Source organism: Rhodococcus sp. Q (assembly GCF_005503035.1).
GTDB lineage: Bacteria > Actinomycetota > Actinomycetes > Mycobacteriales > Mycobacteriaceae > Rhodococcus_G.
This window is the reverse complement of record NZ_SCOY01000014.1, coordinates 25,854-50,272: the sequence shown is the minus strand read 5'-3', so window position 1 is coordinate 50,272 and position 24,419 is coordinate 25,854. Positions and strand designations below refer to the sequence as shown.

23 protein-coding genes are annotated in these 24,419 nt (G+C 69.3%); 9 read left to right on the top strand and 14 right to left on the bottom strand.

The window, feature by feature from the left end:
• Nucleotides 1-22: 22 nt before the first annotated feature.
• The 3 genes from FFS72_RS15100 to pdxH all read right to left on the bottom strand — a co-directional run bounded on the left by FFS72_RS15100 (nucleotide 23) and on the right by pdxH (nucleotide 3,014).
• Nucleotides 23-961, bottom strand: a complete 939-nt coding sequence (locus FFS72_RS15100; RefSeq protein WP_137874703.1) for an aldose 1-epimerase family protein — start codon at nucleotides 959-961, stop codon at nucleotides 23-25.
• A 78-nt stretch (nucleotides 962-1,039) separates the two neighbouring features.
• Entirely contained in the window at nucleotides 1,040-2,347 is a 1,308-nt protein-coding gene (locus FFS72_RS15095; RefSeq protein WP_502704120.1) for an MFS transporter, read from the bottom strand.
• Between the two features lie 16 nt (nucleotides 2,348-2,363).
• Nucleotides 2,364-3,014: a pyridoxamine 5'-phosphate oxidase gene (pdxH, locus tag FFS72_RS15090; RefSeq protein WP_137874762.1), complete on the bottom strand. Its 651-nt coding sequence runs from the start codon at nucleotides 3,012-3,014 to the stop codon at nucleotides 2,364-2,366.
• Nucleotides 3,015-3,243: 229 nt separating this feature from the next.
• Between pdxH and FFS72_RS15085 the strand changes: the two genes are divergently transcribed.
• From FFS72_RS15085 to FFS72_RS15075, 3 genes are all read left to right on the top strand, one after another.
• Entirely contained in the window at nucleotides 3,244-4,368 is a 1,125-nt protein-coding gene (locus tag FFS72_RS15085; protein WP_050066590.1) for a citrate synthase 2, read from the top strand.
• Between the two features lie 42 nt (nucleotides 4,369-4,410).
• Nucleotides 4,411-5,529 (top strand): phosphoserine transaminase, encoded by a 1,119-nt coding sequence (serC, locus tag FFS72_RS15080; protein ID WP_137874702.1) that lies wholly within the window; start codon nucleotides 4,411-4,413, stop codon nucleotides 5,527-5,529.
• 139 nt (nucleotides 5,530-5,668) lie between these two features.
• The gene (locus FFS72_RS15075; protein ID WP_137874701.1) at nucleotides 5,669-7,123 is read left to right on the top strand and encodes a flavin-containing monooxygenase; all 1,455 of its coding nucleotides are present in this window, start codon (nucleotides 5,669-5,671) and stop codon (nucleotides 7,121-7,123) included.
• Nucleotides 7,124-7,189: 66 nt separating this feature from the next.
• On the opposite strand, the gene FFS72_RS15070 is transcribed toward FFS72_RS15075, so the two are convergent.
• Genes FFS72_RS15070 through FFS72_RS15060 form a run of 3 tightly spaced genes read right to left on the bottom strand, consistent with a single transcriptional unit; the run spans nucleotide 7,190 to nucleotide 8,959 of the window.
• A complete protein-coding gene (locus FFS72_RS15070) occupies nucleotides 7,190-7,579 on the bottom strand; it encodes a RidA family protein (RefSeq protein ID WP_171018693.1) in 390 nt (129 codons plus the stop codon).
• A 13-nt stretch (nucleotides 7,580-7,592) separates the two neighbouring features.
• Nucleotides 7,593-8,084, bottom strand: coding sequence for a nucleoside deaminase (locus FFS72_RS15065; RefSeq protein ID WP_137874700.1), 492 nt, complete (start codon nucleotides 8,082-8,084; stop codon nucleotides 7,593-7,595).
• Nucleotides 8,081-8,959, bottom strand: coding sequence for a hypothetical protein (locus tag FFS72_RS15060; protein ID WP_137874699.1), 879 nt, complete (start codon nucleotides 8,957-8,959; stop codon nucleotides 8,081-8,083). Before FFS72_RS15060 ends, FFS72_RS15065 begins: the two co-directional genes overlap by 4 nt.
• A 263-nt stretch (nucleotides 8,960-9,222) precedes the next feature.
• Here FFS72_RS15060 and sepH point away from each other — a divergent pair, with 263 nt between their 5' ends.
• The 3 genes from sepH (at nucleotide 9,223) to FFS72_RS15045 (ending at nucleotide 12,112) form a co-directional block, all read left to right on the top strand.
• Nucleotides 9,223-10,134: a septation protein SepH gene (gene sepH, locus FFS72_RS15055; protein WP_137874698.1), complete on the top strand. Its 912-nt coding sequence runs from the start codon at nucleotides 9,223-9,225 to the stop codon at nucleotides 10,132-10,134.
• Between the two features lie 79 nt (nucleotides 10,135-10,213).
• The gene (locus tag FFS72_RS15050) at nucleotides 10,214-11,377 is read left to right on the top strand and encodes a polyhydroxyalkanoate synthase family protein (protein ID WP_502704122.1); all 1,164 of its coding nucleotides are present in this window, start codon (nucleotides 10,214-10,216) and stop codon (nucleotides 11,375-11,377) included.
• A 27-nt stretch (nucleotides 11,378-11,404) separates the two neighbouring features.
• Nucleotides 11,405-12,112: a DUF6928 family protein gene (locus FFS72_RS15045; RefSeq protein WP_137874697.1), complete on the top strand. Its 708-nt coding sequence runs from the start codon at nucleotides 11,405-11,407 to the stop codon at nucleotides 12,110-12,112.
• A gap of 16 nt (nucleotides 12,113-12,128) precedes the next feature.
• Here the strand turns inward: FFS72_RS15045 and FFS72_RS15040 are convergent, their stop codons facing one another.
• The 4 genes from FFS72_RS15040 to FFS72_RS15025 all read right to left on the bottom strand — a co-directional run bounded on the left by FFS72_RS15040 (nucleotide 12,129) and on the right by FFS72_RS15025 (nucleotide 15,221).
• The gene (locus tag FFS72_RS15040) at nucleotides 12,129-12,377 is read right to left on the bottom strand and encodes a DUF2537 domain-containing protein (protein ID WP_137874696.1); all 249 of its coding nucleotides are present in this window, start codon (nucleotides 12,375-12,377) and stop codon (nucleotides 12,129-12,131) included.
• The gene (locus FFS72_RS15035; RefSeq protein WP_137874695.1) at nucleotides 12,374-13,177 is read right to left on the bottom strand and encodes a TrmH family RNA methyltransferase; all 804 of its coding nucleotides are present in this window, start codon (nucleotides 13,175-13,177) and stop codon (nucleotides 12,374-12,376) included. The genes FFS72_RS15040 and FFS72_RS15035 overlap by 4 nt, the downstream gene beginning before the upstream one ends.
• A gap of 107 nt (nucleotides 13,178-13,284) precedes the next feature.
• Nucleotides 13,285-13,716, bottom strand: a complete 432-nt coding sequence (locus tag FFS72_RS15030; protein ID WP_137874694.1) for a MarR family winged helix-turn-helix transcriptional regulator — start codon at nucleotides 13,714-13,716, stop codon at nucleotides 13,285-13,287.
• A gap of 50 nt (nucleotides 13,717-13,766) precedes the next feature.
• On the bottom strand, nucleotides 13,767-15,221 hold the full coding sequence (locus FFS72_RS15025; protein WP_137874693.1) for an NCS2 family permease: 1,455 nt from the start codon (nucleotides 15,219-15,221) through the stop codon (nucleotides 13,767-13,769).
• Between the two features lie 105 nt (nucleotides 15,222-15,326).
• Between FFS72_RS15025 and FFS72_RS15020 the strand changes: the two genes are divergently transcribed.
• On the top strand, nucleotides 15,327-15,575 hold the full coding sequence (locus tag FFS72_RS15020; RefSeq protein ID WP_050066695.1) for a DUF2530 domain-containing protein: 249 nt from the start codon (nucleotides 15,327-15,329) through the stop codon (nucleotides 15,573-15,575).
• A 12-nt stretch (nucleotides 15,576-15,587) separates the two neighbouring features.
• Here the strand turns inward: FFS72_RS15020 and FFS72_RS15015 are convergent, their stop codons facing one another.
• The 4 genes from FFS72_RS15015 to FFS72_RS15000 all read right to left on the bottom strand — a co-directional run bounded on the left by FFS72_RS15015 (nucleotide 15,588) and on the right by FFS72_RS15000 (nucleotide 21,789).
• Nucleotides 15,588-17,477, bottom strand: coding sequence for a YhgE/Pip domain-containing protein (locus FFS72_RS15015; RefSeq protein ID WP_137874692.1), 1,890 nt, complete (start codon nucleotides 17,475-17,477; stop codon nucleotides 15,588-15,590).
• Nucleotides 17,478-17,541: 64 nt separating this feature from the next.
• The gene (locus FFS72_RS15010) at nucleotides 17,542-18,147 is read right to left on the bottom strand and encodes a phosphatase PAP2 family protein (protein ID WP_502704121.1); all 606 of its coding nucleotides are present in this window, start codon (nucleotides 18,145-18,147) and stop codon (nucleotides 17,542-17,544) included.
• Complete coding sequence (locus FFS72_RS15005; protein ID WP_137874691.1) at nucleotides 18,107-20,839, bottom strand: sacsin N-terminal ATP-binding-like domain-containing protein; 2,733 nt, start codon at nucleotides 20,837-20,839, stop codon at nucleotides 18,107-18,109. Before FFS72_RS15005 ends, FFS72_RS15010 begins: the two co-directional genes overlap by 41 nt.
• Nucleotides 20,836-21,789 (bottom strand): DUF3027 domain-containing protein, encoded by a 954-nt coding sequence (locus FFS72_RS15000; protein WP_137874690.1) that lies wholly within the window; start codon nucleotides 21,787-21,789, stop codon nucleotides 20,836-20,838. Before FFS72_RS15000 ends, FFS72_RS15005 begins: the two co-directional genes overlap by 4 nt.
• A 41-nt stretch (nucleotides 21,790-21,830) precedes the next feature.
• Here FFS72_RS15000 and FFS72_RS14995 point away from each other — a divergent pair, with 41 nt between their 5' ends.
• Both FFS72_RS14995 and FFS72_RS14990 read left to right on the top strand, forming a co-directional pair.
• The gene (locus FFS72_RS14995) at nucleotides 21,831-22,655 is read left to right on the top strand and encodes a glutaminyl-peptide cyclotransferase (RefSeq protein ID WP_249353327.1); all 825 of its coding nucleotides are present in this window, start codon (nucleotides 21,831-21,833) and stop codon (nucleotides 22,653-22,655) included.
• A 91-nt stretch (nucleotides 22,656-22,746) separates the two neighbouring features.
• On the top strand, nucleotides 22,747-24,417 hold the full coding sequence (locus tag FFS72_RS14990) for an MFS transporter (protein WP_171018692.1): 1,671 nt from the start codon (nucleotides 22,747-22,749) through the stop codon (nucleotides 24,415-24,417).
• Nucleotides 24,418-24,419: the final 2 nt, after the last annotated feature.

Sequence of the window (24,419 nt, the reverse complement as noted above, 5' to 3'; positions counted from 1 at the left end):
ACATCGCTTCCTCGGTCGAGGGTCACACGGCTGTGATACCCCAGCGGCCCGACCAGTCCGCTCCCGGAGCTAGCACGATCTCGTCGATTCCGGAGTTGAATGCGTCCGGCGGACAGGTCATCGGTTCCACGGCGAGCGCCCGTCCCCGCCCCGGGTAGCCCTGCCCCTGCGCCGGGTCCGCGGTGAACACCTGCACCCACCCGAAGGTTCGGTCCGTCCACAACACGGTCCCGGTCCCGTCCGGCGCTCGCAGCTCGTGCCGCGCGCGCCCGTCGTGGTCGGGGACGATCGAGCTGAACGGGGTGTCGAGCTGCACACCGTCCAGACTGCGCGGCGAGGTGAAGTCGAACTCGGTGCCCTCGACGGCCTTCGACGGGCCCTGCGGCAGCATCCGCTCGGGGTCGAGCGGAAGCCAGGTGCCCGCGGTCAGGCGCAGCGTGCACTCGTCGAGGGGGACGTCTCCGACCCGCAGGAACGCGTGGACTCCGAGCCCGAACGGCGCCGGGGTCGCGCCGATGTTGACCGCGGTGTGCGTGACGGTCAGGCCGTCCGGGCCCAGCTCGTGGGTCACCGTCAGCTGCAGCGGGTACGGCCAGCCCTTGTGCAGGCCGACGCGGATGGTCTGTACGACGCGATGCGCGGAGTGGTCGACCAGCTGCCAGTCGTCGCGGCGAACCAGGCCGTGGATGGCGTTGTCGCGTTCCGGTTCGGTGAGTGCCAGGTGGTGGTCGACGCCGTCGAACCAGAACTTCCCGTCCCGGATCCGGTTGGGCCACGGCGCCAGCACCAGGCCCGCGGACAGAGGCGGATGGTCCTGACCGGCGCCCGTGTGCCCCGTCCCCCTAGGCCACGGCTCCGTGAGTGCGCGACCCGACTTCGTGAGCGAGCGCAGGCCGGCGCCTCGGGACACGACCTCCGCTCGATGGTCTCCGAACTCGATCTCGTACACGGGCTCACGCATGGCGACCAGTGTCCCCGACCCTCACGCCAGCGCAAGCCTTTCTGTGCGGCCGTGACGGAGTCGTCAACGAGGTGGTCGTCAGCCCCGACCCACCCGGTACCGCAGGAACATCGGGAACGCCAGGCACGCGAACACGACGCCGACGACCACGAGCACTCCGCCGCCCGCCGCGGCGACGGCGGTGCCGAACGCGTAGGCGGCGACGCCGTGCAGCACGTCCCCGATCCGTGGGCCGCCCGCGACGACCACGATGAAGACGCCCTGCAGTCGACCCCGCATGTCGTCGGGGGCGACCTGCTGCAGCATCGTCGACCGGAACGCCGCGGACACCATGTCGACGGCACCACCGAACGCGAGGAATCCGAGCGCCACCCACAGCAACAGTGGTCCGGAGTCCGGATCGGCGAACCCGACCGCGACACCGAAGCCGACCATCGCCAGGCCCCACAACACGATGCACACGACGACGGCGAGACCCTGGCGTCGCACACGCGGCAACCAACCCGAGAACACGCCGCCGAGCACCGCGCCCGCGGACATCGCGGCGAACAGCAGTCCGAGCGCGGTGCCACCGGACGCGGGATCACCGAACGTCTCGTGCGCGATCTCCGGGAACAACGCCCGGCTCATGCCGAACACCATCGCGATGATGTCGACCACGAACGACGCGAGCAGCACCTTCTGGGTGGACAGGTACGCGAACCCGTCGAGCACCGATCGGAGTCCGGCTCTGGTCGTCGGGCCGGTCGGCGGTATCGGAGGGAGCCGGACGACGGCCCACAGCGTCGCGAGCAACGCGATCGAGTCGATCAGATACAGGCTCGCCAGCCCGATCGACGGGATCAGCACTCCCGCGAGCAGAGGTCCCGCGATCGCGCCGAACTGCACGACCGTCATGTTCAGGGAGTTCGCGGCGGGCAACTGGTCACCGGGGACGAGCCTCGGGATGATCGCCGCCCGCGTCGGCTGATTGACGGCGAAGAACGCCTGCTGCAACGAGAACAACCCCAGGACCAGCCACACGTTGCTCATGCCGAGCGCGGCCTGGATCCAGAACAGCACCGACGTCGCGATCATGCCGAGCGTGGTGATCGTGAGCAGCCTGCGCCGGTCCATCACGTCGGCGAGCGCGCCGCCCCAGAGCCCGAACACGACGAGCGGCACGAGGCCGAAGACCCCGGTGAGGCCGACGTAGGCGGAGCTGCGGGTGATCTCGTAGATCTGCTGGGGTACCGCGACGACGCTGAGCTGGGCACCGATCACGGTGACGATGCCCGCCGTCCACAGGCGTCGGTAGTGCGGCTCGCGCAGCGGCGTGACGTCGGCGAGCAGACGTCGCCTGCGCACGGTCGTGGGCTGCGACGATTCGCGTGTCGTTCGAGTCACTAAAGAGTTCTACCAGTCAGGGCTGCAGCCGCTGCGCCGACCATCCGGCATCACCGCGCGTCACGATCACCCGGTTGTGCATGCGATTCGCACGCCCCTGCCAGAACTCCACGGTGCTCGGCCGGAGCAGAAAACCACCCCACCCCGGCAGTCGTGGCACCTCCTCGAGGTCGGCGAATCGTGCCGTGACCTCCACCAGGCGGGCGTCCAGCGCGGACCGGGACTCGATCGGCTCCGACTGATCCGACGCCCACGCCCCGAGCTGCGATCCACGCGGTCGCGTCCGCCAGTACGCGTCCGTCACCTCGTCCGGCACCCGCGACACCTCGCCACGCACGGTCACCTGGTGGGCGAACGCCGTCCACGCGAACGTCGCCGACGCGTACGGGAACCGTTCCAGCTGACGCCCCTTGTTCGAGCCGTGGTTCGTGTAGAAGACCAAGCCCTCCTCCGAAAGTCCCTTGCACAGCACCGTTCGCGAGGCGGGCCTGCCGTCGGCATCCACGGTCGCGAGGACCATCGCATTGGGTTCCGACGTCCCGGCGGCTCTGGCCTGGTCGATCCACCGCTGCAGCAGCACGAACCAGCCGTCCGCGACGGTCGCGACATCCAGGTTCAATTCCGGCGCAGGAGAATTCGACTCCTGTGCCGCATAGGCCACCCGCATCGCGGACAGGTCGACGGGATCGGCCGAACGCTGGTCGGCGGGCACTTCGGCATCGGACGGCACAGCCGAACACGTTACTCCCGGGTATGCCCTGCTCACCGGTGACGCCGAACGGGATAGAGTTCGAGTGACCGCGGCTGACACGTGCCCGCATCCCGATCACGTGCAACCGACGAATCGGCTAGTGCGGCCCGGACCGGCGGCACTCGGATGAGGAGAGTCCACGAGAATGGCACCGAGCGCGGCAGTACCTGAAGGATTCGTCAGCGGACTCGAAGGCGTTGTCGCCTTCACGAGTGACATCGCCGAACCCGACAAGGACGGCGGCGCGCTGCGCTACCGCGGCGTGGACATCGAGGATCTCGTCGAGCAGGGCGTGACCTTCGGCGACGTCTGGGCACTGCTCGTCGACGGCGAGTTCGGTCAGGGCCTGCCGCCCGCCGAGCCCTTCCCCCTTCCCATCCACACCGGTGACGTCCGCGTCGACGTCCAGGCCGGCCTCGCGATGCTCGCCCCGATCTGGGGCTTCGAGCCGCTCCTCGACATCGACGACGAAACCGCCCGCGAGAACCTCGCCCGCGCCGCCGTCATGGCCCTGTCCTACGTCGCGCAGTCCGCCCGCGGCATCTACCAGCCTGCGGTGCCGCAGAAGCAGATCGACGCCGCGAAGACCGTCACCGAGCGGTTCATGATCCGCTGGAAGGGCGACCCGGACCCGGCGCACGTCGCCGCGATCGACGCCTACTGGGTGTCCGCCGCCGAGCACGGCATGAACGCCTCCACCTTCACCGCCCGCGTCATCGCCTCCACCGGCGCCGACGTCGCAGCGTCGCTGTCCGGTGCCGTCGGTGCCATGTCCGGCCCGCTGCACGGCGGCGCACCGGCCCGCGTGCTGCCGATGATCGAGGAGACCGAGCGCACCGGCGACGCCCGCGCCCTGGTCAAGGGAATCCTCGACCGCAAGGAGAAGCTGATGGGCTTCGGTCACCGCGTGTACCGCGCGGAGGACCCCCGGGCCCGCGTGCTGCGCAACACCGCCAAGCGCCTGAACGCACCGCGCTACGAGGTCGCGGCCGCACTGGAGCAGGCCGCCCTCGCCGAGCTGCGTGAGCGCCGCCCGGATCGCGCCATCGAGACCAACGTCGAGTTCTGGGCCGCGGTCATCCTCGACTTCGCCGAGGTCCCGGCAGCGATGATGCCCGCGATGTTCACCTGTGGCCGCACCGCGGGCTGGTGTGCGCACATCCTCGAGCAGAAGCGCCTCGGCAAGCTGGTCCGCCCGGCCGCCATCTACACCGGACCCGAGCCCCGGACCCCCGAGTCCGTCGCCGGCTGGGACAAGATCGCCCGCTAACTCTCTCCCGCCTCGTCACCATCAAACGCAGAAGGACACTCGATGAGCACCCCGATCATCCCCGCCGACCTCAAGCCCGTCGACGGCCGTTTCGGTTGCGGACCCTCCAAGGTCCGTCCCGAACAGCTGCAGCACCTGGTGGACGTGGGCGCGTCCGTGTTCGGCACCAGCCACCGCCAGAAGCCGGTCAAGGACGTCGTCGGTCGCGTACGTTCCGGCCTGCGTGACCTGTTCACGCTGCCCGAGGGCTACGAGGTCGTCCTCGGCAACGGCGGCTCGACCGCATTCTGGGACGCCGCCGCGTTCGGTCTGATCCGCGAGCGCTCGCAGCACTTCACCTACGGCGAGTTCTCGTCGAAGTTCGCGTCGGTCGCCAAGGGCAACCCGTTCATCGGTGACCCGATCGTCGTCTCGTCCGATCCGGGCACCGCGCCGGAGATCGTCGCCGACTCGTCCGTCGACCTCATCGGCTGGGCGCACAACGAGACCTCGACCGGTGTCGCGGTGCCCGTCAGCCGCCCCGCCGGGTCGGAGAACGCGCTGATCGCGATCGACGCGACGTCGGGCGCGGGCGGCCTGCCCGTCAACATCACGGACGCCGACGTCTACTACTTCGCGCCGCAGAAGTCGTTCGCGGCCGACGGTGGCCTGTGGATCGCGCTGATGAGCCCCAAGGCGCTCGAGCGGGTCGCGGAGATCAAGGACTCGGGCCGGTGGACGCCGGAGTTCCTGTCGCTGCCGATCGCGGTCGACAACTCCACCAAGGACCAGACGTACAACACCCCGGCGCTGGCCACCCTGCTGATGTTCGAGAACCAGATCTCCTGGATGAACGGCAACGGCGGCCTGGAGTGGACCACCGCTCGCACCAAGGACTCCTCGTCGCGGCTGTACGAGTGGGCCGAGGCGTCCGAGTTCGCCACCCCGTTCGTCACCGATCCGGCGCTGCGTTCGCAGGTCGTCGGCACGATCGACTTCGCAGAGAACGTCGACGCCGCCGCGGTCGCGAAGGTCCTGCGCGCCAACGGCATCGTCGACACCGAGCCCTACCGCAAGCTGGGCCGCAACCAGCTGCGCATCGGCATGTTCCCGGCGATCGATCCCGAGGACATCAGCCAGCTGACCAAGAGCATCGACTGGGTCGTTTCCCAGCTCGGCTGACCATCCTCGGGCAGCTCTGATTCCCATGCACGGTCTGAACGGCCCTCGGCTCTCGAGCCGGGGGCCGTTCGAGCTCTTCGGGCCAATTTTGAGTGCTACGTTGATTCACACGCAGTTCTCCTGAACACGGAGGGTCACCATGAGCACGAGCATCACCCCCGACGTCGACGTCCTCATCGTCGGCGCAGGACTCTCGGGTATCGGTGCCGCCCGCCACCTTCAGGATGCGTTCCCCCGCAAGACGTTCACGATCCTCGAGGCACGCGACTCCATCGGCGGCACCTGGGATCTGTTCCGCTATCCCGGTGTCCGCTCCGACTCCGACATGCAGACCCTCGGCTACCGCTTCCGGCCGTGGACCGACGAGAAGTCCATCGCCGACGGTCCCGCGATCCTCGACTACGTGCGAGCCACCGCGGCGGAGTCCGGCATCGATCAACGGATTCGATTCGGGCACAGAATGATCCGAGCCGACTGGTCGTCCACCGACCGCGTGTGGACCGTCACCGCGGAGCACGCCGGCCGCGAGGTGACACTCACCGCCCGGTTCCTGTACTCGTGCACCGGCTACTACCGCTACGACGAGGGGTTCACCCCGAAATTCGAAGGCACCGAACGCTTCCGTGGCCGGATCGTGCACCCGCAGCACTGGCCCGTCGACCTCGACTACGCCGGCAAGAAGGTCGTGGTGATCGGCAGCGGCGCCACCGCCGTCACACTCGTCCCCGCGATGGCAGGCGACGCCGAGCACGTGACGATGCTGCAGCGCTCCCCCACCTACATCGCCTCCCTCCCCGCGAAGGACCCGATCAACAACACCCTCCGCCGGCTCGTCGGCGATCGGATCGCCTACCCCATCTCACGGTGGAAGAACGTCGCGATCTCGATCCTGATCTACCAGCTCAGCCAGCGGAAGCCACGGCTGGTCAAGAAGTTCCTCCGCAAGGCCCAGGAGCGGCAACTCCCCGCGGGCTACGACATCGACACCCACCTCACGCCGCGGTACAACCCGTGGGACCAGCGCCTGTGCCTCGTCCCCGACGGCGACCTGTTCCGCTCGATTCGGCACGGCACCGCATCGATCGTCACCGACCGCATCTCCACGTTCACCGAGACCGGCCTCGCCCTGGAGTCGGGAACCCAACTCGACGCCGACGTGATCGTCACCGCGACCGGCCTGAACCTGTTGATCTTCGGTGGCGCCCAACTCCTCGTCGACGGCACACCGGTGTCACTTCCGGAAACCCTGGCGTACAAGGGAATGATGCTCAGCGGCATCCCCAACTTCGTGTTCACCATCGGCTACACCAACGCCTCCTGGACGCTGAAGGCCGACCTCGTCGCCGAGTACTTCTGCCGCCTGCTCGCCCGCATGGACCGCCACGGCGAGACGGTCTGCGTCCCCGAGAACGACGACCCGACGATCACGACGCGGCCGCTGCTCGACTTCGACGCCGGCTACGTGCAGCGCTCCATCGACCAGTTCCCGCACTCCGGCTCGCGTGCCCCCTGGCAACTCGGCATGAGTTACGTCCACGACCTGGTGACGCTGCGCCACCGCACCGTCGACGACGGCGTCATGCACTTCAGCTGACCCCTGCCCCGCCCGGTTCGACCGAACGTGGCGTTCGGCCGAACCGGGGACGGGCGAAGGAGAGGACTACTCCGCGACGATCGCGTCGGCCTCGATCTCGATGAGCAGGGCGTCGTCGATCAGCTTGCTGACCTCGAGGATGGTGGTGGCGGGACGGATCTCGCCGAAGACCTCACCGTGGGCGAGTCCGGCCTCTTCCCAGCGGCTCATGTCGGTGACGAACATGCGGGTGCGGATGACGTCCTCGGGCTTCGCGCCTGCCTCGGCGAGGGCGGCGACGATGCGGCGCAACGCCTCCCGGGTCTGCTCGGCGAGACTGTCGCCGCCGACGGGGCCGTCGGGGCCCGACGCGGTGGTTCCGGAGACCTGCACGTGCTGCCCGATGCGGACGGCGCGCGAGTATCCGATCTTCGCCTCCCAGTCGGAGCCGGACGAGATGTTGTTTCGATTCGACATGCCGCAGATTGTGTCAGGCCCGCACATGCTCCTCGGCAACGTACCTGTGGAACGGGGCGAGAGCCTCCTCGCCGAGATGCGGGCCGCTGACCTCGACCCCCGTCCCGGCGGACGCGACGACGTCAGCACAGCTCAGCGAGAACCGTGGCCCACCGGTAAGGATCGCTCCGAAATCCGTGGCGGCAGCGGCGAAGACGACGCGGCCGACCCCGGCCCACACCATCGCCGCCGCGCACATCGGGCAGGGCTCACCGGAGGCGTACACGACGGCGCCGACCAGTCGGTCGGCGTTCCCCTCGGCGCAGGCAGTGGTGATCGCATCGAGTTCCGCGTGTTCGGTGACGTCGCCGGACGTCGCGACCGAGTTCGCGCCCTCGCCGACGACCTCCCCCTCGGCGTCCACGACGACCGCGCCGAAGGGGCGGTTCCCGGCGTCCCCGGTTTCGACCGCCAGCGCAACGGCCCGCCGTAGGTGTCGGGTGTCGACGTCGTTCAGGTTGGTCATGACGGTGCCTTCTCCTCAGTTGTGTCCGTCGCTTGCTGGTCCGTGGACCGTCGCAGCAACGAGTTGGTGCCGATGCCGATCGCGATGAAGGCGATGCCGAGCCACGTCGGCCCACCGTCCATCGCGAGAGTGATGATGCCGATCGGCACGAGCCAGGTCGCCAGCGGCCCGAGGAGTTCCGCGATGCCGGGTACCGGAGTCGTGGGCTCCCCCTCCTCCGCCGCGGCCCTGGCCTCCACGACGTCCGGATACCACTGGGTGAACTGGAGTGCGCACAGCATCGCGGCGGTCTGGATCACCCAGCCGGTCCAGATGTTGTCGCTGTCGTGCAGGATCGCGTCGCCGACGAACCCCGCGACCGCCGCGACCAGGAAGGCGAGCGCCCACGCACCGGTGATCACGTAATTGACGTGTAGGAATCTCGGCGTGTGCCAGTACTGCTCGTCCACCTCCTCGCGCGCGTACTGGATGGTGAACGGAACCCGCGCGAGCATGGATCCGGCCGCGACGAGGAAGAGGGTGATGTTGGCGATCTCGCCGATCCACGTCTCCATCCACTCCTGGCCCGCTTCGTCGAGTACGAAGTGCACGATCATCAGCGTCCCGAAGAAGGCGACGTCGAGGACACCGAGGAGTTTCACCGACCGTCCGCGCACCCGGTCGACGACGAGGAACAGCACCGAGAGCGCGAGCGCGGCACCGGCCGCCTCCTCCAACCGCCCCGGACCCTCGAACACGGCGAGGACGATCCACGGCGCCAGTCCGGTGAGCGGGCCGTCGAGTAGGGCCGCGAAGGCGTCGAAGGCACGCCGCGCGGGTGATCGGGCGCGCCCGGCGTCCTCGGTTACGTCGTCCTGGAAACCGCTGTCGACCATCGCTCAGCCCTCGCCGCGAACCGTCCCGAAGGATGCCGACTCCGCCACCTGCGGAGGTCGGCTCGTCGCGTCGATCCTATCGCCGCGCGGCTTTCGGTACGGGGCTTCTCCGGACTCCAACCCTCAAGGAGAACTAGAGACTATAACCCGGGCCGAGGCCGACAGCCTCGCCGGGTGTGGCGTGTCGTCCCCCAGCCGTCGGCGGGGGTCGATTACAGTCGGCCCGGGCGATATCGCGAGACGAATGCGATGAGGAGGTCAGTGTGCGAGAACTCTCGGTGATCGGACTCGAGCCCGGCGGATCGCATGTGGTGTGCGCCGACTCGGAGACAGGTGAACGGTTCCGGATCCCTGCCGACGACAAGCTGCGGGCGGCGTCTCGCGGCGACATTGCCCGTTTCGGGCAGATCGAGATCGAAACCGAGAGCCAGTTGCGCCCACGGGAAATCCAGGCCCGTATTCGCGCAGGCGCGACAGTCGAGCAGGTCGCAGAGGAGGCGGGCGTCTCCCTCAAGCGGGTGGAGAGGTTCGCGCACCCGGTATTGCTCGAACGCGGTCGCGCGGCGTCGCTGGCCCAGGGCGGACATCCGGTCCGGGAGAACGGCCCGACGGTCGAGACGCTCGCGGAGATCGTGGCGATGGCGTTCCGTGCCCGTGGACACGAACTCGACGATGCGGACTGGGATGCCTGGCGCGACGAGGACGGCCACTGGGTCGCGCAACTCCAGTGGCAGGCCGGTCGCACCCGCAACGCGGCGCACTGGCGGTACCAGCCGGATTCACACGGCGGCACGATCGCGGCCCTCGACGCCGCGGCGAAGGATCTCCTGGACCCGGACTTCGGACGTCCACTGCGGGGGCTCGCACCGGTCGCACCACTGGCCCTCGATGCCCCCGCGGACGTCGACACCGCGGACGACCCGATCGACGACCACTCGGACTCCGTCGACGGTCAGCGCACGGTGACCGACGAACCGGCGGAGATCGTCGACGTCGAACCGGAGCCGAGCGACCCGCGCGCCGAGGGAACCGACTCGCCTGCCGACGACGACCTCGACGAGCATCTTCCTCGGCAGGCCCCTCAGCATCAAGGCGCCAAGGACAAGCGGGGAAAGCCGCATCTGCCGTCGTGGGACGACGTGCTCCTGGGTGTCCGCAGCAGCAGTCGCGGCTGACCACCGGGGCGTCGAGATCGGAACTCACTGTAACCTTTAGTTACATCTACTGAAGGACTGACAGGGGACGCACGTGCGCCTGCTCGACCCGGCCCGACTGGTTAACAACCTACCGACGCGAGACGACCTGGACACCGCCGCCCGGAACGCCTGGGCGCTGACCTTCGGCGGCGGTGTCTCCCCCGCCCACCGGACCCCCTCGGTACTGCTCCGCTCCGGGCCACACCGTGACCTCTACCGGTTCGGCCCGGAACCCGAGACCGCGACACGGCCGATCCTGATGGTCCCGCCCCTCGCCGTGCCCGCCTCCTGTTACGACCTGCGGCCAGGCCAGAGCCTCGCCGCCGAACTGGTCGAGCGCGGCCACGCGCCATACCAACTCGACTACGGGACGATGACCGCCGACGATCGTCATCTCGGCTTCGAGGCGTGGTTCGACGGCATCGTGCCCGACGCGGTGCGGTACATCAGTGACCGCCATGCGGGTGCGGCGGTCGACCTGGTGGGGTGGAGCCTCGGTGGAACGATCTCGCTGCTCACCGCGGCAGCGCACGCCGACCTTCCCATTCGGTCGGTCACGGCGATCGGCACTCCGATCGACTACACCCGCATCCCGGTGATCAGCCCGCTGCGCGTGATCGGCAGGTACACGACCGAGCGCCCGTTGACGGCCGTCACGCGGCTACTCGGCGGACTTCCCGCCCCCGTCGTCCAGGCCGCCTATCGGGTGACGGCGCCGCACCGTGAACTGCTGAAGCCGTGGTTCGTCGCCCGCAACCTCACCAACACCGAGTCGCTCGCACGCATGGAGGCCATCGACCGGTTCATGGCCGAGATGCCCGGGTACCCGGCGCGGATCTTCCACCAGATGTGCAGCCGCCTCATCCTCGGAAACGACTTGGCCACAGGTCAATTCCACATCGGAGGCCGCACTGTCGACCTCGCGGACATCAGCGTTCCCGTTCTCGGCGTCGGCGGCACCACCGACGTGATCGCCCCCGCGGCCGCGGTCGAACCGATCACGGGACTGCTCACCGGGTCGCCGTACGTGCGGTTCGAGTCCGTTCCGGGCAGCCACCTCGGACTGGTGGCCGGACCGGAGGCGCGCGACACCACGTGGGCGATCCTCGACGAGTTCCTCGGCAGGGCGAAAGCCGAGTCGGCGGATCTGCCCGAGACCACGGTGCCCGACGGCGCGCGGTGTCCGGACGACGAATCCGCGGTCGCCGTCGTACGCTCGTAGGACTTCGACGGAAGCGGGGTGCACGGAGTGGAGCCGACAGCATCGAGCATCTGGTACGTCGACGCCCTCGATCCCGTTTCCGTCCTCCGCGACCACGCGACTCCGGACCCCGACGCCGCGCGGGCACTGGTCCGGCAGTTGTATCCCGAAATGACCGCGGTACCACTGCGTTCCGACTCGCTCGCCACGTCCGCGGCTCCGTCGGCCCGCGAGGTCTTCGTCGGCACCTATCCGGGTGTCACCGTGGTCTGCTCCCCCGATCTCGCGCAGAACCGGCCGTCGACACTCGACGGATCATGGACGCGGCCACTGGCTTCCGAGCGCACCTATCTCGTCTGCGCCGAGGACGCGCTGCCGTGGGGATCGTTCGCGTACTGGGAGCACGGGGAGCTGCGGCGGTCCTTCAGTGCGACAGCGTCGTTCATTCACGAGAACATCGGACTGCCGCTGGTGTGGGAGCGACCGTACTGGGCGGGCGAGCACCCGCCGCGACGCTCCTTCGACAGGTTCCCGGACCCGCTGTCGCTGCCGTTTCATCCTGGGGAGTTCGCCGACGCCGCGAACCTGCAGTGGCTCGGGTTCGGTTACGCGGCAGCCGGTGGCGAACTGTCGCCTCCCGATCTGACGGTGTGCGGCTTCACCCTCTACGCGGCAGGTGAGGAGCTTCCGGCACCGCCGCCTGCCGCAATCGAGGTTCGGCGGCGCAGGCGGTGGTGGCACCGCAGGGCCGGCTGACCCACCGGATCACCGCTCAGCGCACTCCGGCGAGCAGCGCGATCCACCCGACGATGGTCCCTGCTACCGCCCCGTACACCACCCAGCGCCACACCGGAACCGCACGCCACTGCCACAGCGATGGCGCGACACCGACCGCGACGATCACGTTCACGACGGCCGCGAGTACGGGGTGGACGGCGATCATCGCGGCACCACAGGCGATCACCAGGGCCGTGAAGAACACCGCGGAGAAGACGGTCACGACCACGGAGGGACCGCTCATCCGAGGCGGACGCGCTCGTAGAACGCCATCGCCGCGGCGGTCGCGACGTTGAGCGAATCGGTCCCGGGCGCCATCGGGATGCGGGCACGGACATCGGTCTTGCGCATCGTGTACTCGGACAGGCCGGGACCTTCGGCGCCGAGCAGCAGTGCCACCCGTTCACCGGTCATCGCTTCGGCGAGCGTCTTCTCCTCCGGGTTCGGAGTCAGGGAGATGAGTTGGAAACCCTTGTCCCGCAGCCTCTGCAGACCGTGCGGCCATTCCGGAACGCGGGCGAACGGCACCCGCAGCACGTGCCCCATCGACACCCGAACCGCCCGACGGTACAGCGGGTCCGCGCAGCGGTCGCCGAACAGGACGGCGTCGACACCGAGGCCCGCAGCGTTGCGGAACATCGAGCCGATGTTCTCGTGGTCGTTGACACCTTCGAGCACTGCGACGGTGCGCGCCCCGGCGAGCACGTCATCGAGGTCGAGCGCCGGCGGACGGTGCGCCGCGGCGAGGACGCCGCGATTGAGGTGGAACCCGACCACCTCGGCCATCACGTCCGCGGACGTCCGGTAGAACGGGACGTCGACGTCGCGCAGGTCGTCTGCGAGTTCGCCGAGCCGACGGTCAACCCCGAGGAGAGCGATCGGCGGGAAACGCGACGCCAGCAGTCGCTGTGCCACGAGTACGCCCTCGGCGATGACGAGGCCCTTACCGTCCGGCAGGTCGGGTCGACGATCCGAGGAATTCAGATCGCGGAAGTCGTCCAGCCGCGGATCCGCGGGATTGTCGATGTCGATAACGTCAGCCACGCGACCATCTTGCCGCACCGAGCCGACTTGATTTCCACCCCTGCGAGTAGGCCGATCGCCACACTCGCCATCCCCCGATTTCCCCCAGTGACACCCCGGTTCCCCGACTACTCCGAGTTCGTGACCATCCCACCGATGATGTCGACCGAGCGGCGAAGCACATGCAACTGCTCCTCGTCGAGACCCGCCAACTGGTTGGTCATCCACTTCTCACGAGCGCTGGTCTCGTCGGCGAGCAGGGCCCGCCCGGAGTCGGTGAGCGAAACGATGATCTGCCTGCCGTCGGTGGGGTGCGGGGTACGCGCCACCAACTCCAACTCGGCGAGGGAGGCGATCACCCTGGTCATCGACGGCGGCTGCACTCGCTCCTTCGCTGCGAGTCCACCGGGCGTCATCGGCCCGTGCTCGTCGAGGCTGGCGATCGCGGACAGCTGCGTCAACGACACCGGGGAATCGGCCCGTCGCCCGCGAAGGTGTCGAGACAGGCGCACGACAGCCAGGGACAGATCACTGGCGAGTGAGCGGGTATCCAAGGTCACTCACGGAGGATACGGCACTGGTAGACAACTGGTTCAGGTTATCGCGCTGTTCAGGTGAGCGCGTCGGTTATCGGACCGACAGCGAAGTATGCGACGAACAGTCCGGCGACGATCCACAGCAGTGGATGAATCTGCTTCGCCTTGCCGCTCGCGGCGCCGATCACGACCCAGGCGATGAAGCCGACGCCGATGCCGTTGGCGATCGAGTAGGTGAACGGCATGACGACCATCGTCAGGAACGCGGGCAGGGCGACGTCGAACTTCGTGAAGTCGATGTCGCGGACCTGACCGATCATCAGCGCACCGACCACCACGAGCGCGGGAGCGGCCGCCTCGATCGGGACGATCCCGTACAGCGGCGTGAGGAACATCGCGGCCAGGAACAGCAGACCGGTGACGACGTTCGCGAGTCCCGTTCGCGCGCCCTCGGCGATACCCGACGCCGACTCGACGAAGACCGTGTTGGACGATGCCGAGGCCGCACCGCCGACGATCGCGCCGGTGCCCTCGACGACCAGCGCCTTTCCGACATTCGGCAGGGTGCCGTGCTTGTCGGTGAGTTCGGCTTCCTTGCCGAGCCCGGTCATCGTGCCCATCGCGTCGAAGAAGTTGGCCAGGACCAGGGTGAAGACGAGAAGGCTCGCGGACAGCACACCGATGCGGGTGAATGCACCGAACAGGTTGACGTCGCCGACCAGCGAGAGGTTCGGCGTCTGCAGCAGCACGTCGGGCATGCCGGGGACGGTGAGGTTCCAGCCCTTCGGGTCGACTCCCGCGGACGGGCCGATGTCGAAGACCGCCTCGAGGATCGCGGCGAGGACGGTGGTCACCACGATGCCGATGAGCAGGCCGCCGCGGACGCGGCGGGCGACGAGGATGCCCATCAGCAGCACACCGAACACGAACACCACGGTCGGCCACGACGAGATCGAGCCGTTGATGCCCAGACCGACCGGGACGGTGGTCCCCGCCTCGTCCGGGATGCGCCGCACGAAGCCTGCATCGACGAAACCGATGAACGCGATGAACATGCCGATGCCCGCCGCGATCGCCGATTTCAGCGCGTCGGGAATCGCGTTGAAGACCGCGGTCCGGAATCCGGTGATCGCGAGGACGACGATGATGATGCCGTCGATCACCACCAGGCCCATCGCCTCCGGCCAGGTGACCTGGGGCGCGATGGTGACGGCGAGGAGTGTGTTGATGCCGAGGCCGGCGGCGATGCCGAAGGGATAGTTCGCGACGATGCCGAACGCGATACTCATCAGTCCCGCGACGAGCGCGGTGACGGCCGCGACCTGGGTGACGGGCAGGATGTTGCCCAGAACATCGGTTTTGGCCGCCGCGTCGTCCGCCGAGAAGCTACCGAGGATCAGTGGGTTCAGGACAACGATGTAGGACATCGCGACGAACGTGACCAGGCCACCGCGAACCTCGCGGTTCATGGTCGATCCACGCTCGGTGATCTTGAAATAGTTGTCCAGTATCCGAGACGTTCCCGCCATCTTCCCGTCCTCAAGGCCCAAAGTGTGCAAGCACAGCGCTCGCCACAGGAGCGTAAGGCACGTAGCAGGCAGCGGCCGAATACGCGTGCCGGTAGCGTCGTGTCGGTGAGTGACACGCGTAACGATCCCCTGCTGCCCGAGCGACTGACCGACCCCCGGCCGGTGCTCGTGGTCGGCACCGTCGCGTGGCTCGTCGCGACGGTCGTGGTGCTCGTCTCGGGCGACCGCTGGGAATCCGCGCTCCCGGTCTGCTGGGCAGGCCTGGCGTTCGGCGCGATCGGGACACTGCTCTACCTGGTCCAGCGTCGCGCTGCGCGCCGCGGTAGCCGCACCGCGCAGCGCGGACTGAACTGAGTCGAGGCCTGCCTATCCGGTCGGGACCGGAATGCGCTCGGTGACCGGACCGGGTTCCTGCCCCATGTCGCTGTCGTCGTCGCGATGACGGCTGCGCCACCAGATGGTCAGCGCGACCGACCCGGCGACCAGCGCCACCAGGACAGCAATCGCCAGCCAGAAGCGGGGACCCCAGTAGCCGACGAGTGACATACGAATCGCGTTGCGGGCGTAGGTCAGCGGCATCAGATCGTGGAGCAAGCGCAGCGGCGCGGGCATCTGCTCGATCGGGAACACCGCCCCGAACGCGAAGACCTGGATCATCAGGGCACCGAGCCCGACGAAGGTGCCGTTCACCGCACCGAACACGACCGTGAACAGTCGGGCCGTCGCGATCGCCGCCGCCCCGACGAGCAGCAGCACAGCGAACAGTGCCAGCGCACTGGGCGGCTCCGCGTCGGCGACCGTCATCGACAGCACGGCCATCAGCGCGGCCGCGGCGACGGTGACCGCGGCGGGAACCCGGTAACGGCGCAACCCCTCCCGGACGATCGACTCGTGCACGCGGTCGTGCGGACGACGCGGCGGCCGGACGACGAACCAGGTGAGGATGCCGATCAGGAACAGCAGCACCGACATCAACGCCGGGATCACACCGGGCCCGAAACCGACCGCGGGCGCGACGTTGTTGGCGCTGACCGTGACCGGCGACGAGATGACACCGGCGGTGGCGGCCCGCTCGGTGTCCGTGAACTGCGGCACCTGCTTCGCACCGTCCGCGAGCCCGGTCGCGAGTTCCGCGCTGCCCGCGTCGAGCTGCCCGACCCCGTCCTGGAGCTGACCGAGGCCGTCCCGCAGCTGGCCTGCACCCTCGTCGAGCTGACCGAGACCGGTCGAGAGTTCGCGGGCACCCGCGTCGAGCTGGTTGGCGCCGTCGCTGAGCTGTCCGAGGCCGGTGTTCAGTTCTGCGGCACCCGCCGCGGCGGATTCGAGACCACCGCGGTAGTCGGCGTTCGGGTCGGAGAGTTCGTACGCGATCTGCCGGGCTCCGTCGCGCAGCTGTTGGAGCTGGGCGAGGGTCTCGTCGCCGGACAGGCCCGCCGCGACGGCCGCGTCCACCAACGGTCCGACGACGGTGTCGATGACCTCGCTGATCTGGGTGGCACCTGCGCCGAGCTCGTCGGTGCCCGCGACGAGCTGACCGAGTCCGGCGCTCAGTTCGCCCGATCCTGCGGCGGCCTCCCCTGCTCCCGCCGCGAGCTGGCCGGTGCCGTCGACCAGTTCGATGCTGCCCGCGTACGCCTCATCGAGTCCCGCGGCGAGTTCGGCGCTGCCCGCGGCGAGTTCGGTGGTTCCGGCGAGCGCCTCCCCGGTGCCGTCGTTGAGCTGCTGGGCACCGGTCGCCGCCTCGGACAGACCCTTGCCGACGTCGACGAGTCCGAGCAGCACCTGATCGACGGACTGTTCGCCGATCGTCTCCGACACCGCGGATCGCACCTGCGCCATCACCGATTCGCCGACGGGGGTGGCGACCAGGCTGTTGTGGTCGTTGTAGACGACCTCGAGCCGCGCCTTCTCCCCTGCTCCGCTGGCCGCGCTCGCGATGTCGCGGCTGAAGTCCTCCGGGATCACCACCGAGAAGTAGTACCGGCCGTCGTCCACACCGTCCCTGGCCTCGTCGAGGCTCACCTCGTGCCAGTTCACGTCGCCGCCCTCGACGAGCGCGGCGGTGACGTCGGCACCCGCCGTCAACCGGCTGCCGTCGAGGTCGGCGCCCGCGTCCGCGTTGACGATGGCGACCGGCAGGCGCGAGACGGTGTCGCCCGGGTTCCACAGCGCCCACATGTAGAAACCGAGGAGCGCGAGCGGCGCTATGACCAGCGCGGCAAGTGCGGTGCGGGTCAGGTGGGTTCGTCGCGACATCGGCTCTCTCCCTGCGGCGATTACTGGACAGACGTCCAAGTTGGTCAGGGTAGAGAACCGGGGGCTACGGCGTAGCCTTTTCGCCGGATTCGCCCGACGCGTCGCGGGAGCGACCGTACCGGGCAGTTCCCACGATCCACACGGCCGCCCACCCGATCCCCAGCGCCCACCCGGCCAGCACGTCGGTGAACCAGTGTGCCGCCAGGTACACGCGAGAGAGTCCGATGGCGATCGTCCACAGGGCCAGACCCGCGACCACGATCGGCCGGAGGCGACCCGAACCGCGGGCCAGAACCGCGCCGACCACGCACACCAGGATCGCCGACATCATCGCGTGCCCGGACGGGAACGAGTGGGTGATCTCTTCGACGAGGCGCACCGGCACGGGCGGACGATCGCGCCCGAACACCAGTTTCAAGCCGCTCATCAGCAGGAATCCGCTGGCCATCGCGCCGCCGACCATGACGGCATCGAGCGCCCGACCTCGCCGCAGCAACGTGAGCACCACCGCGACGGTGATCGCGGTCGCGACGATCGTGTCCCCGAAGTGGGTGACGACGGTGACCACATCGGTGAGCCACGGGGTGCGCAGCGACACCATCCAGTCGAGCACGGCCTGATCCAACGAGTTACCCGGCACCGGCCACCCCCACATCGATCCGACGCACATCGACATGTGTGCGCCCCGAATCGTCGACCCACCACGGCACCGCGACGTCGCCGTCGCGTGCGCCCGAGAGCCGGACCGTGAGGTCGTCGTGCAGCACCACCGCACCCGCGGGCAGTGGCCGACCCGACGTCACGGACGCCAGCACGGCGTCCGGTTCACGTCCCCAGTCACCGACGCGACCGACACCGAGCACCTCACCGTGCACGGCTTCCGCCGCGAGCGGCACGTCGAGCAGGTCCGCCAATGCGCCGGCCGAGGCGAGGTCCCCGACGACCAACCGGTCCGCGGGAATCACCGACGCCAGCCACGGACGGTCCAGCACCATCGCGTCGGTGGCGTCGACGACGACACCCGCGATCGTCCGGACCCGCGCAGGCGGCGACAGCGCCTCGAGATCGAGCACCCCCGAGGCGGTGGCCTCCGCCAGCAACCGGTGTGTCCGCGCGATCACCGCGGGCGCGGGCGCGCGGTTCGCATCCGCCAGCCCGTCGAGCAGCGCCTCCGCGGTCGCGGTGCTTTCGATCCGGTCCGCCGCCAGCGCACCCGACACGGCGTCGGCGTCGGGGTGGTCGAGCGGATCGAGCAGGCCCTCGAACGTCGGATCGTCCGGCGAACGCAGCGACGACAGAGGGACGCCGTCGACACAGGCGTGCCTGCGCAACCACCACGCGGTGTATCCGTCGCGGTCCGCGAGCAGGGCGGCCGTCTCCGGGTCCGACGCCAGCAGGGTCAGAGCCGTCGGCCACCGATCGGGGTCGACCAGGTCGAGGTCCCGGACCGCGACGAGCACCTCCGGATCGTCGGACAGTGTTGCCCACCAGTCCGATTCGTCGTCGAGGTCGTGGTCGGGGCCGGTCGGCAACTCCGCCCGCAGCACCGCGAAGCCCCACCCGACGCCGAGCGCCCGCAGCGCCTCGGCGCCGTGCACGTCCACGATCCGGTCCGCAACGGTCCCGAACGGAGACTCCGACACCAGCACGTCTGCGAGCGGGGCGTCGGGCAGCAGCAGTTCGTCCGCCGCCTGCAACTCACCGAACCGGTCGGGCAGCGGAAGTCCACCGAGCCAACCCGGCAACGACCCTGTCGACACCCCAGCGACCAGCGGGAGAACTGCATCGACAAGGGTGTCGGGGTCACCGTCGCCGTCCCACAGCGCGTCGATGCGATCGCGCAGTGCCGGATCGGACAGCACGTCGAGCGCGTGCACCGCCGTGGCCCCGAGTCGCGCGAGCAGTGGATGCGCGGCGGACGGGTGCACGAGACGCACCCAGTCGACGCCCGCGCCGCCGAGTCCCTCACCGAGCACGACGGTCCGCGGTCCGGTGACGGTTCGTCCGTCCGCAAGTGGCACCGGGATCGCCGCCAACTCCTCGACCGCGAGAGCGTCGACGACGAGCGGGGTCAACGCCTCGTACAACCGCCCCCACCACGAGGGCGCGCGATCCTGCCCGGCGAGCAGTTCGGCGAGTCGCGCCAACCCGATCCGGTGCACCCCGACCGCGGCGAGGGCGCGCGCGTCGGACTGCCCGGACAGGTCGGGGGCGACCAGGCCGGGGACGGCGTCGGTCAGCAGCTCCGCCAACTCCGCGGTCAGGCCCGGCAGCACCGCCGCATCGCGGGGCCGCAGGCACGCGCCGTCGACGCCGGGCAGCCAGGGGTTGTCGACAAGTTCGCGCAGCACCGATTCACGCAACTGCTCGTCCACGGCACCGGACGCGAAACCCGGCAGCGGGACGAGTGCCGTTCGTTCCGATTCCGGCAGCGCCGCAACGAATTCGGCGTACCCGTCCGCCAGATGGGCAATCGCGGCGCCCGGCATGATGCGCCTGCGGTCCGGCTGCAGATCGGCCGACGCGACGACCAACGCGGGCAGGGAGAGTTCCTCGTCGGTTCGGGTCGGCGCACGCAGCACGTCACCGTCGACGGGACGAACCGACCCGTCCGAGACGGGCACCAGCCACCGCGCCGACGGCCCCGTGAACTGCCACCAGACCCGGTCGCCGACAGCGACCTCCGTCAGACCACGACCGAGGTCGGTCCCGGTTCGAGCGAACTCGGCGTCACCGATGCGGATCGAGTGCAGCGCAGGAAGTTCCAGCAGAAGATCCACTGCTTCCTCACGCATCGCAGCGACTACAGCGCGGAGATCGACGCCGTCGCGCGGCGCGATCACCACCTCGGTGTCGAAACCCGGAGCGGGCACCGCATCCGTCGGCCACACCAGCCGCAGCACCGGAATCCCCGACTCCGGTGCGGCGAGCCCCGCCCGATCGAGCTCGGCACGGGTCCTGGACGCGGAGAACGCGACCGACCCGGATACCGAACGCACCTCGACCTCGTCGCCGATCGCGAGGACGGCGGTGAACCCGACGCCGAACCGTCCGACGCCCTCGGTCTTGCCGGACACCCGCAACGCCGACATGGCCTGCACACCCGACTCGTCCAGCGGCGCCCCGACGTTCGCCACATGAAGGCCGTCGACGTCGAGCCGGACGTCGAGACGCCCCGGCACCCCCACCCGGGCCGCCGCGTCGGCGGCGTTCTGCGCCAACTCGGTGAGCACCCGGTCGCGGTAGCCGCCGCGCACCAGATCGGACTCGGTGGCGGCGTCCTCACGCAGCCTCGTCGGCGACGAGGTCCATGCGAGCAGCGTCGCCGCGCGCAGTGCGTCTGCGCCGAAGGGGTCGATCACTCGGCGGGCGCCGAATCCGTCCCGGTCTCGGCCACCTCGGCGACGGTCTCGGCGGCTTCGGCGGCTTCGGCGGCTTCGGCGGCTTCGGCGGCAGGCTCGGTCACGTCGGCGACGGTCTCGACGGCTTCGGCCACATCCGTGACTGCCTCGGAGGTTTCCGTCGGGGCAGGCACCGCCGGAGCAGGCAACTCCACGACCTCGAGGGCGCCGTCGTCGAACGCGTCGTATTTCGGGGTACCCGCCCCGGTGGGCAGTTCCGTGTCGGAGTGCGCGCCGCAACCGAACTCGGCGTGCACGACCTGTCCGTCGGCGGACAACTCGTTACCGCACACCCCGAACGCGGCACGCAGCGAGCCGGCCAACGGAAGGTAGAAGCCACAGAGCGCACACGTCGAGGGCGCGGCCTTCGCCATCTCCGAGTCGGGTCCGTGGTCCCCGTCGTACCAGCGCTGTGCCGCGTCCAGGCGGCCCTCCAGGCTCATCACCTGCTTGCGCCCCAGCCCGACCTCGAACGCCACGTCGTCCACGACCGGGTCGCCGGTCGCGACGTAGCCGGGCACCAGCCGAGGATCGTCGGCGCGCGGCGCGAGCAGGTCGCCGGGCGACAGGTCACCCGGACGCACCCGCTGATCCCACGGCAGCCACTCCGGCGCCACGAGCGCCTCCGGGCCGGGCAGCAGTGCCGACTCGTTCACCGTCACCCGGTCGGAGTCGGGCAGCGCGGACAGCACCACCTCCCACACCCACCCGTGGTAGCCGGGGATCGTCGCCGCGAAGCGGTGCGTCACCGTCGTGTCATCGTCGGCGGTGACACCGAGATGCTCTCCGACCTGATCCTCACCGAGGTCGGTCAATGCCCGTCGGGCGGCCTCGACGGCATCGGCCAGCAGGGGACGCACGGGGCGGAGTTTGGAGACAGACTGCACATGCACGATTCCATTTTGCCGCATCACACCGCCTCCGCACCCGATCGGGCTGTCATGCTGACTGAGTGACCCACTCCCCACTGGTCGGCGGCGCGACACGAACAGCCACCGCACTACTGGTCGCCGTCGTACTCGGCGGATGTGCGGCAGGCTCCACCGACGTCGAACCGACTGCCTTCGGCAGCTCCACGACCTCCGTGGAACGGCTGCACGTCGAGGTGCAGAGCACCCGCCCGCACGACCCCAGCGCCTTCACCCAGGGCTTCGAGATCTCCGACGGCGAACTGGTCGAGGGCACCGGACTGGCCGGGTGGTCGTACATCAGCGCACGCAACCTCGACACCGGCGCCGAGCGGGTCCGCGTTCCCCTGCCCGACGACATGTTCGGCGAGGGGCTGACCGTCAGCGGCGACACCGTCTGGCAGTTGACGTGGAAGGAAGGCGTGGCGTTCGCCCGCGACCGCACCACCCTCACGGAACAGTCACGAGTCACCTACGACGGCGAGGGCTGGGGGCTGTGCGCACAACCCGACAGACTGGTGATGAGCAACGGCTCCGACACGCTGACGTTCCGTGACCCCGTGACCTTCGACGAGGTCGGGTCGGTGCACGTGACCCTCGACGGCCGAGCGCTCGACCAACTCAACGAACTCGAATGCACCGACGACGGCTCCGTCTACGCGAACGTGTGGCAGACCTCGAAGATCGTCCGCATCGACCCCACCACCGGGAAGGTGACGGCGCTGATCGACGCGTCGGGGCTGCTGACACCCGAACAGGCCGCGAACGCCGACGTCCTCAACGGCATCGCGGCGATCCCCGGGACCGACCGTTTCCTGATCACCGGCAAGTTCTATCCGCTCACATTCGACGTTCGATTCGTCCCGTGACCGACCCGCACCGGGGCGCGCAGCGATTGTGACGGCAATCGTCGGCAGGCCTTCTGGTTGTCGCGCCGCCGACTAGGACAGAATTGGAGTCGTGACCGGACCGAGCCACCCCTCCGAACCCGACCGCCGTCGGGAGCCCGCCGACGGCGGGCGAGGCTCGGTGCACCCCGGTTACTCGAACTACCCGCCGCCGCGGCGCGTGACGGGCCGCCGCGAACCCCTGCCGCCGCTGCATCCGACGTCGGGGCGGGCCCGCCCGTCGGACGACGCCCCAGACTCGAGCGCCGACCAGCCAACCGAACAGGTGCGGTCCGCGCGGACGGGTGCCCCGAAGCCGCCTCCGATTCCCCGGAAACTGACGGTGACTCGGGTCGCTGCGATGCGCAGCCGCGAACTGACCAACCGCGGAATCGCCACGTTCCGGCGTGCCGCGACCGCGGACGGGGCCGACAAGTCCGGGCTGACCCACCTGACGTACGCGGTGATGGCGAACTTCGCGACCGACGCCGCGATCGCCGTCGCGCTGGCCAACACGTTGTTCTTCTCCGCGGCGACCGGAGAGGACAAGACGAAGGTCGCGCTGTACCTGCTCATCACGATCGCACCGTTCGCGGTCATCGCGCCGCTCATCGGCCCGGCTCTCGACCGGTTGCAGCGGGGCAGGCGTATCGCGTTGGCGTCGTCGTTCGCATTGCGGACGGTGCTCGCCGTGCTGCTCGTGTTCCACTTCGACAGTTGGGCGCTGTATCCGTGTGCGCTCGGCATGATGGTGCTGAGCAAATCGTTCTCGGTACTCAAGAGCGCCGTGACGCCTCGCGTCCTGCCGCCCGACATCGACCTGGTGCGAACGAACTCACGCCTGACCGTGTTCGGCTTGATCGGCGGCACGATCGTCGCGGGCGCCGCCGCGGGCATCATCGCGTTCGCGTTCCGTTCCACCGGTGTCCTGTGGTTCACCGCGGCCCTGACCATCGCAGGCGCGTACCTGAGCATGCGGATCCCGGCCTGGGTCGAGGTCACCGAGGGTGAAGTGCCCGCGACGCTCGCGTATCACGGCGACGACGCCGTCACCGAGGTGATCACCCGCGAACAACGAGAGACGATCGCCCCCGACAAGCGCCGCCAACCCCTGGGACGCGCGACCATCACCGGACTGTGGGGCAACGGCACGATTCGCGTCCTCACCGGCTTCCTGACGCTGTACATCGCGTTCGTCGCGAAGTCGCGAACCGAACACGAACCGTGGATGCAGGCGGCGATGCTCGGTCTCGTCGGCGTGGCCGCCGGCCTCGGCAATTTCGCGGGCAACGCCACCGGCGCGCGGCTCAAACTCGGCAAGCCCGCACTGGTCGTGGTTCGCTGCACAGCCGCCGTGACCGCGGTCGCGATCCTGGTCGCCGTCACCGACAGCCTCCTCACGGCAGCGTTCGCGGCGCTGGTCGCGTCCGCGGGCAGCGCCCTTGCGAAGGTGTCCCTCGACGCGTCGCTCCAGCAGGATCTGCCCGAGGAATCCATCGCGTCCGGCTTCGGACGTTCCGAGACCGTGCTTCAGTTGAGTTGGGTCGTGGGCGGCACCCTCGGCATCCTGCTGCCCACCCAGTACTGGATCGGCTTCACCGTCATCTCGGTGGTCCTGATCCTCGGACTGGCGCAGACCTACCTCACCTACCGTGGCCGTTCGTTGCTCCCGGGTCTCGGTGGCAAACGGCCCGAACACGCGAACCAGGAAGCACCCGTCGGCACCGACTCCCGGGCCGGCTGAAA

Excerpts from the sequence above, each read along its gene's own strand:
- FFS72_RS15100 (WP_137874703.1), bottom strand. The coding sequence starts at position 961 with ATGCGTGAGCCCGTGTACGAGATCGAGTTCGGAGACCATCGAGCGGAG.
- pdxH (WP_137874762.1), bottom strand. The coding sequence starts at position 3,014 with ATGCGGGTGGCCTATGCGGCACAGGAGTCGAATTCTCCTGCGCCGGAA.
- FFS72_RS15085 (WP_050066590.1), top strand. The coding sequence starts at position 3,244 with ATGGCACCGAGCGCGGCAGTACCTGAAGGATTCGTCAGCGGACTCGAA.
- serC (WP_137874702.1), top strand. The coding sequence starts at position 4,411 with ATGAGCACCCCGATCATCCCCGCCGACCTCAAGCCCGTCGACGGCCGT.
- FFS72_RS15075 (WP_137874701.1), top strand. The coding sequence starts at position 5,669 with ATGAGCACGAGCATCACCCCCGACGTCGACGTCCTCATCGTCGGCGCA.
- FFS72_RS15070 (WP_171018693.1), bottom strand. The coding sequence starts at position 7,579 with ATGTCGAATCGAAACAACATCTCGTCCGGCTCCGACTGGGAGGCGAAG.
- FFS72_RS15065 (WP_137874700.1), bottom strand. The coding sequence starts at position 8,084 with ATGACCAACCTGAACGACGTCGACACCCGACACCTACGGCGGGCCGTT.
- FFS72_RS15060 (WP_137874699.1), bottom strand. The coding sequence starts at position 8,959 with ATGGTCGACAGCGGTTTCCAGGACGACGTAACCGAGGACGCCGGGCGC.
- FFS72_RS15040 (WP_137874696.1), bottom strand. The coding sequence starts at position 12,377 with ATGAGCGGTCCCTCCGTGGTCGTGACCGTCTTCTCCGCGGTGTTCTTC.
- FFS72_RS15025 (WP_137874693.1), bottom strand. The coding sequence starts at position 15,221 with ATGGCGGGAACGTCTCGGATACTGGACAACTATTTCAAGATCACCGAG.
- FFS72_RS15015 (WP_137874692.1), bottom strand. The coding sequence starts at position 17,477 with ATGTCGCGACGAACCCACCTGACCCGCACCGCACTTGCCGCGCTGGTC.
- FFS72_RS15010 (WP_502704121.1), bottom strand. The coding sequence starts at position 18,147 with ATGTGCGTCGGATCGATGTGGGGGTGGCCGGTGCCGGGTAACTCGTTG.
- FFS72_RS15000 (WP_137874690.1), bottom strand. The coding sequence starts at position 21,789 with ATGCGGCAAAATGGAATCGTGCATGTGCAGTCTGTCTCCAAACTCCGC.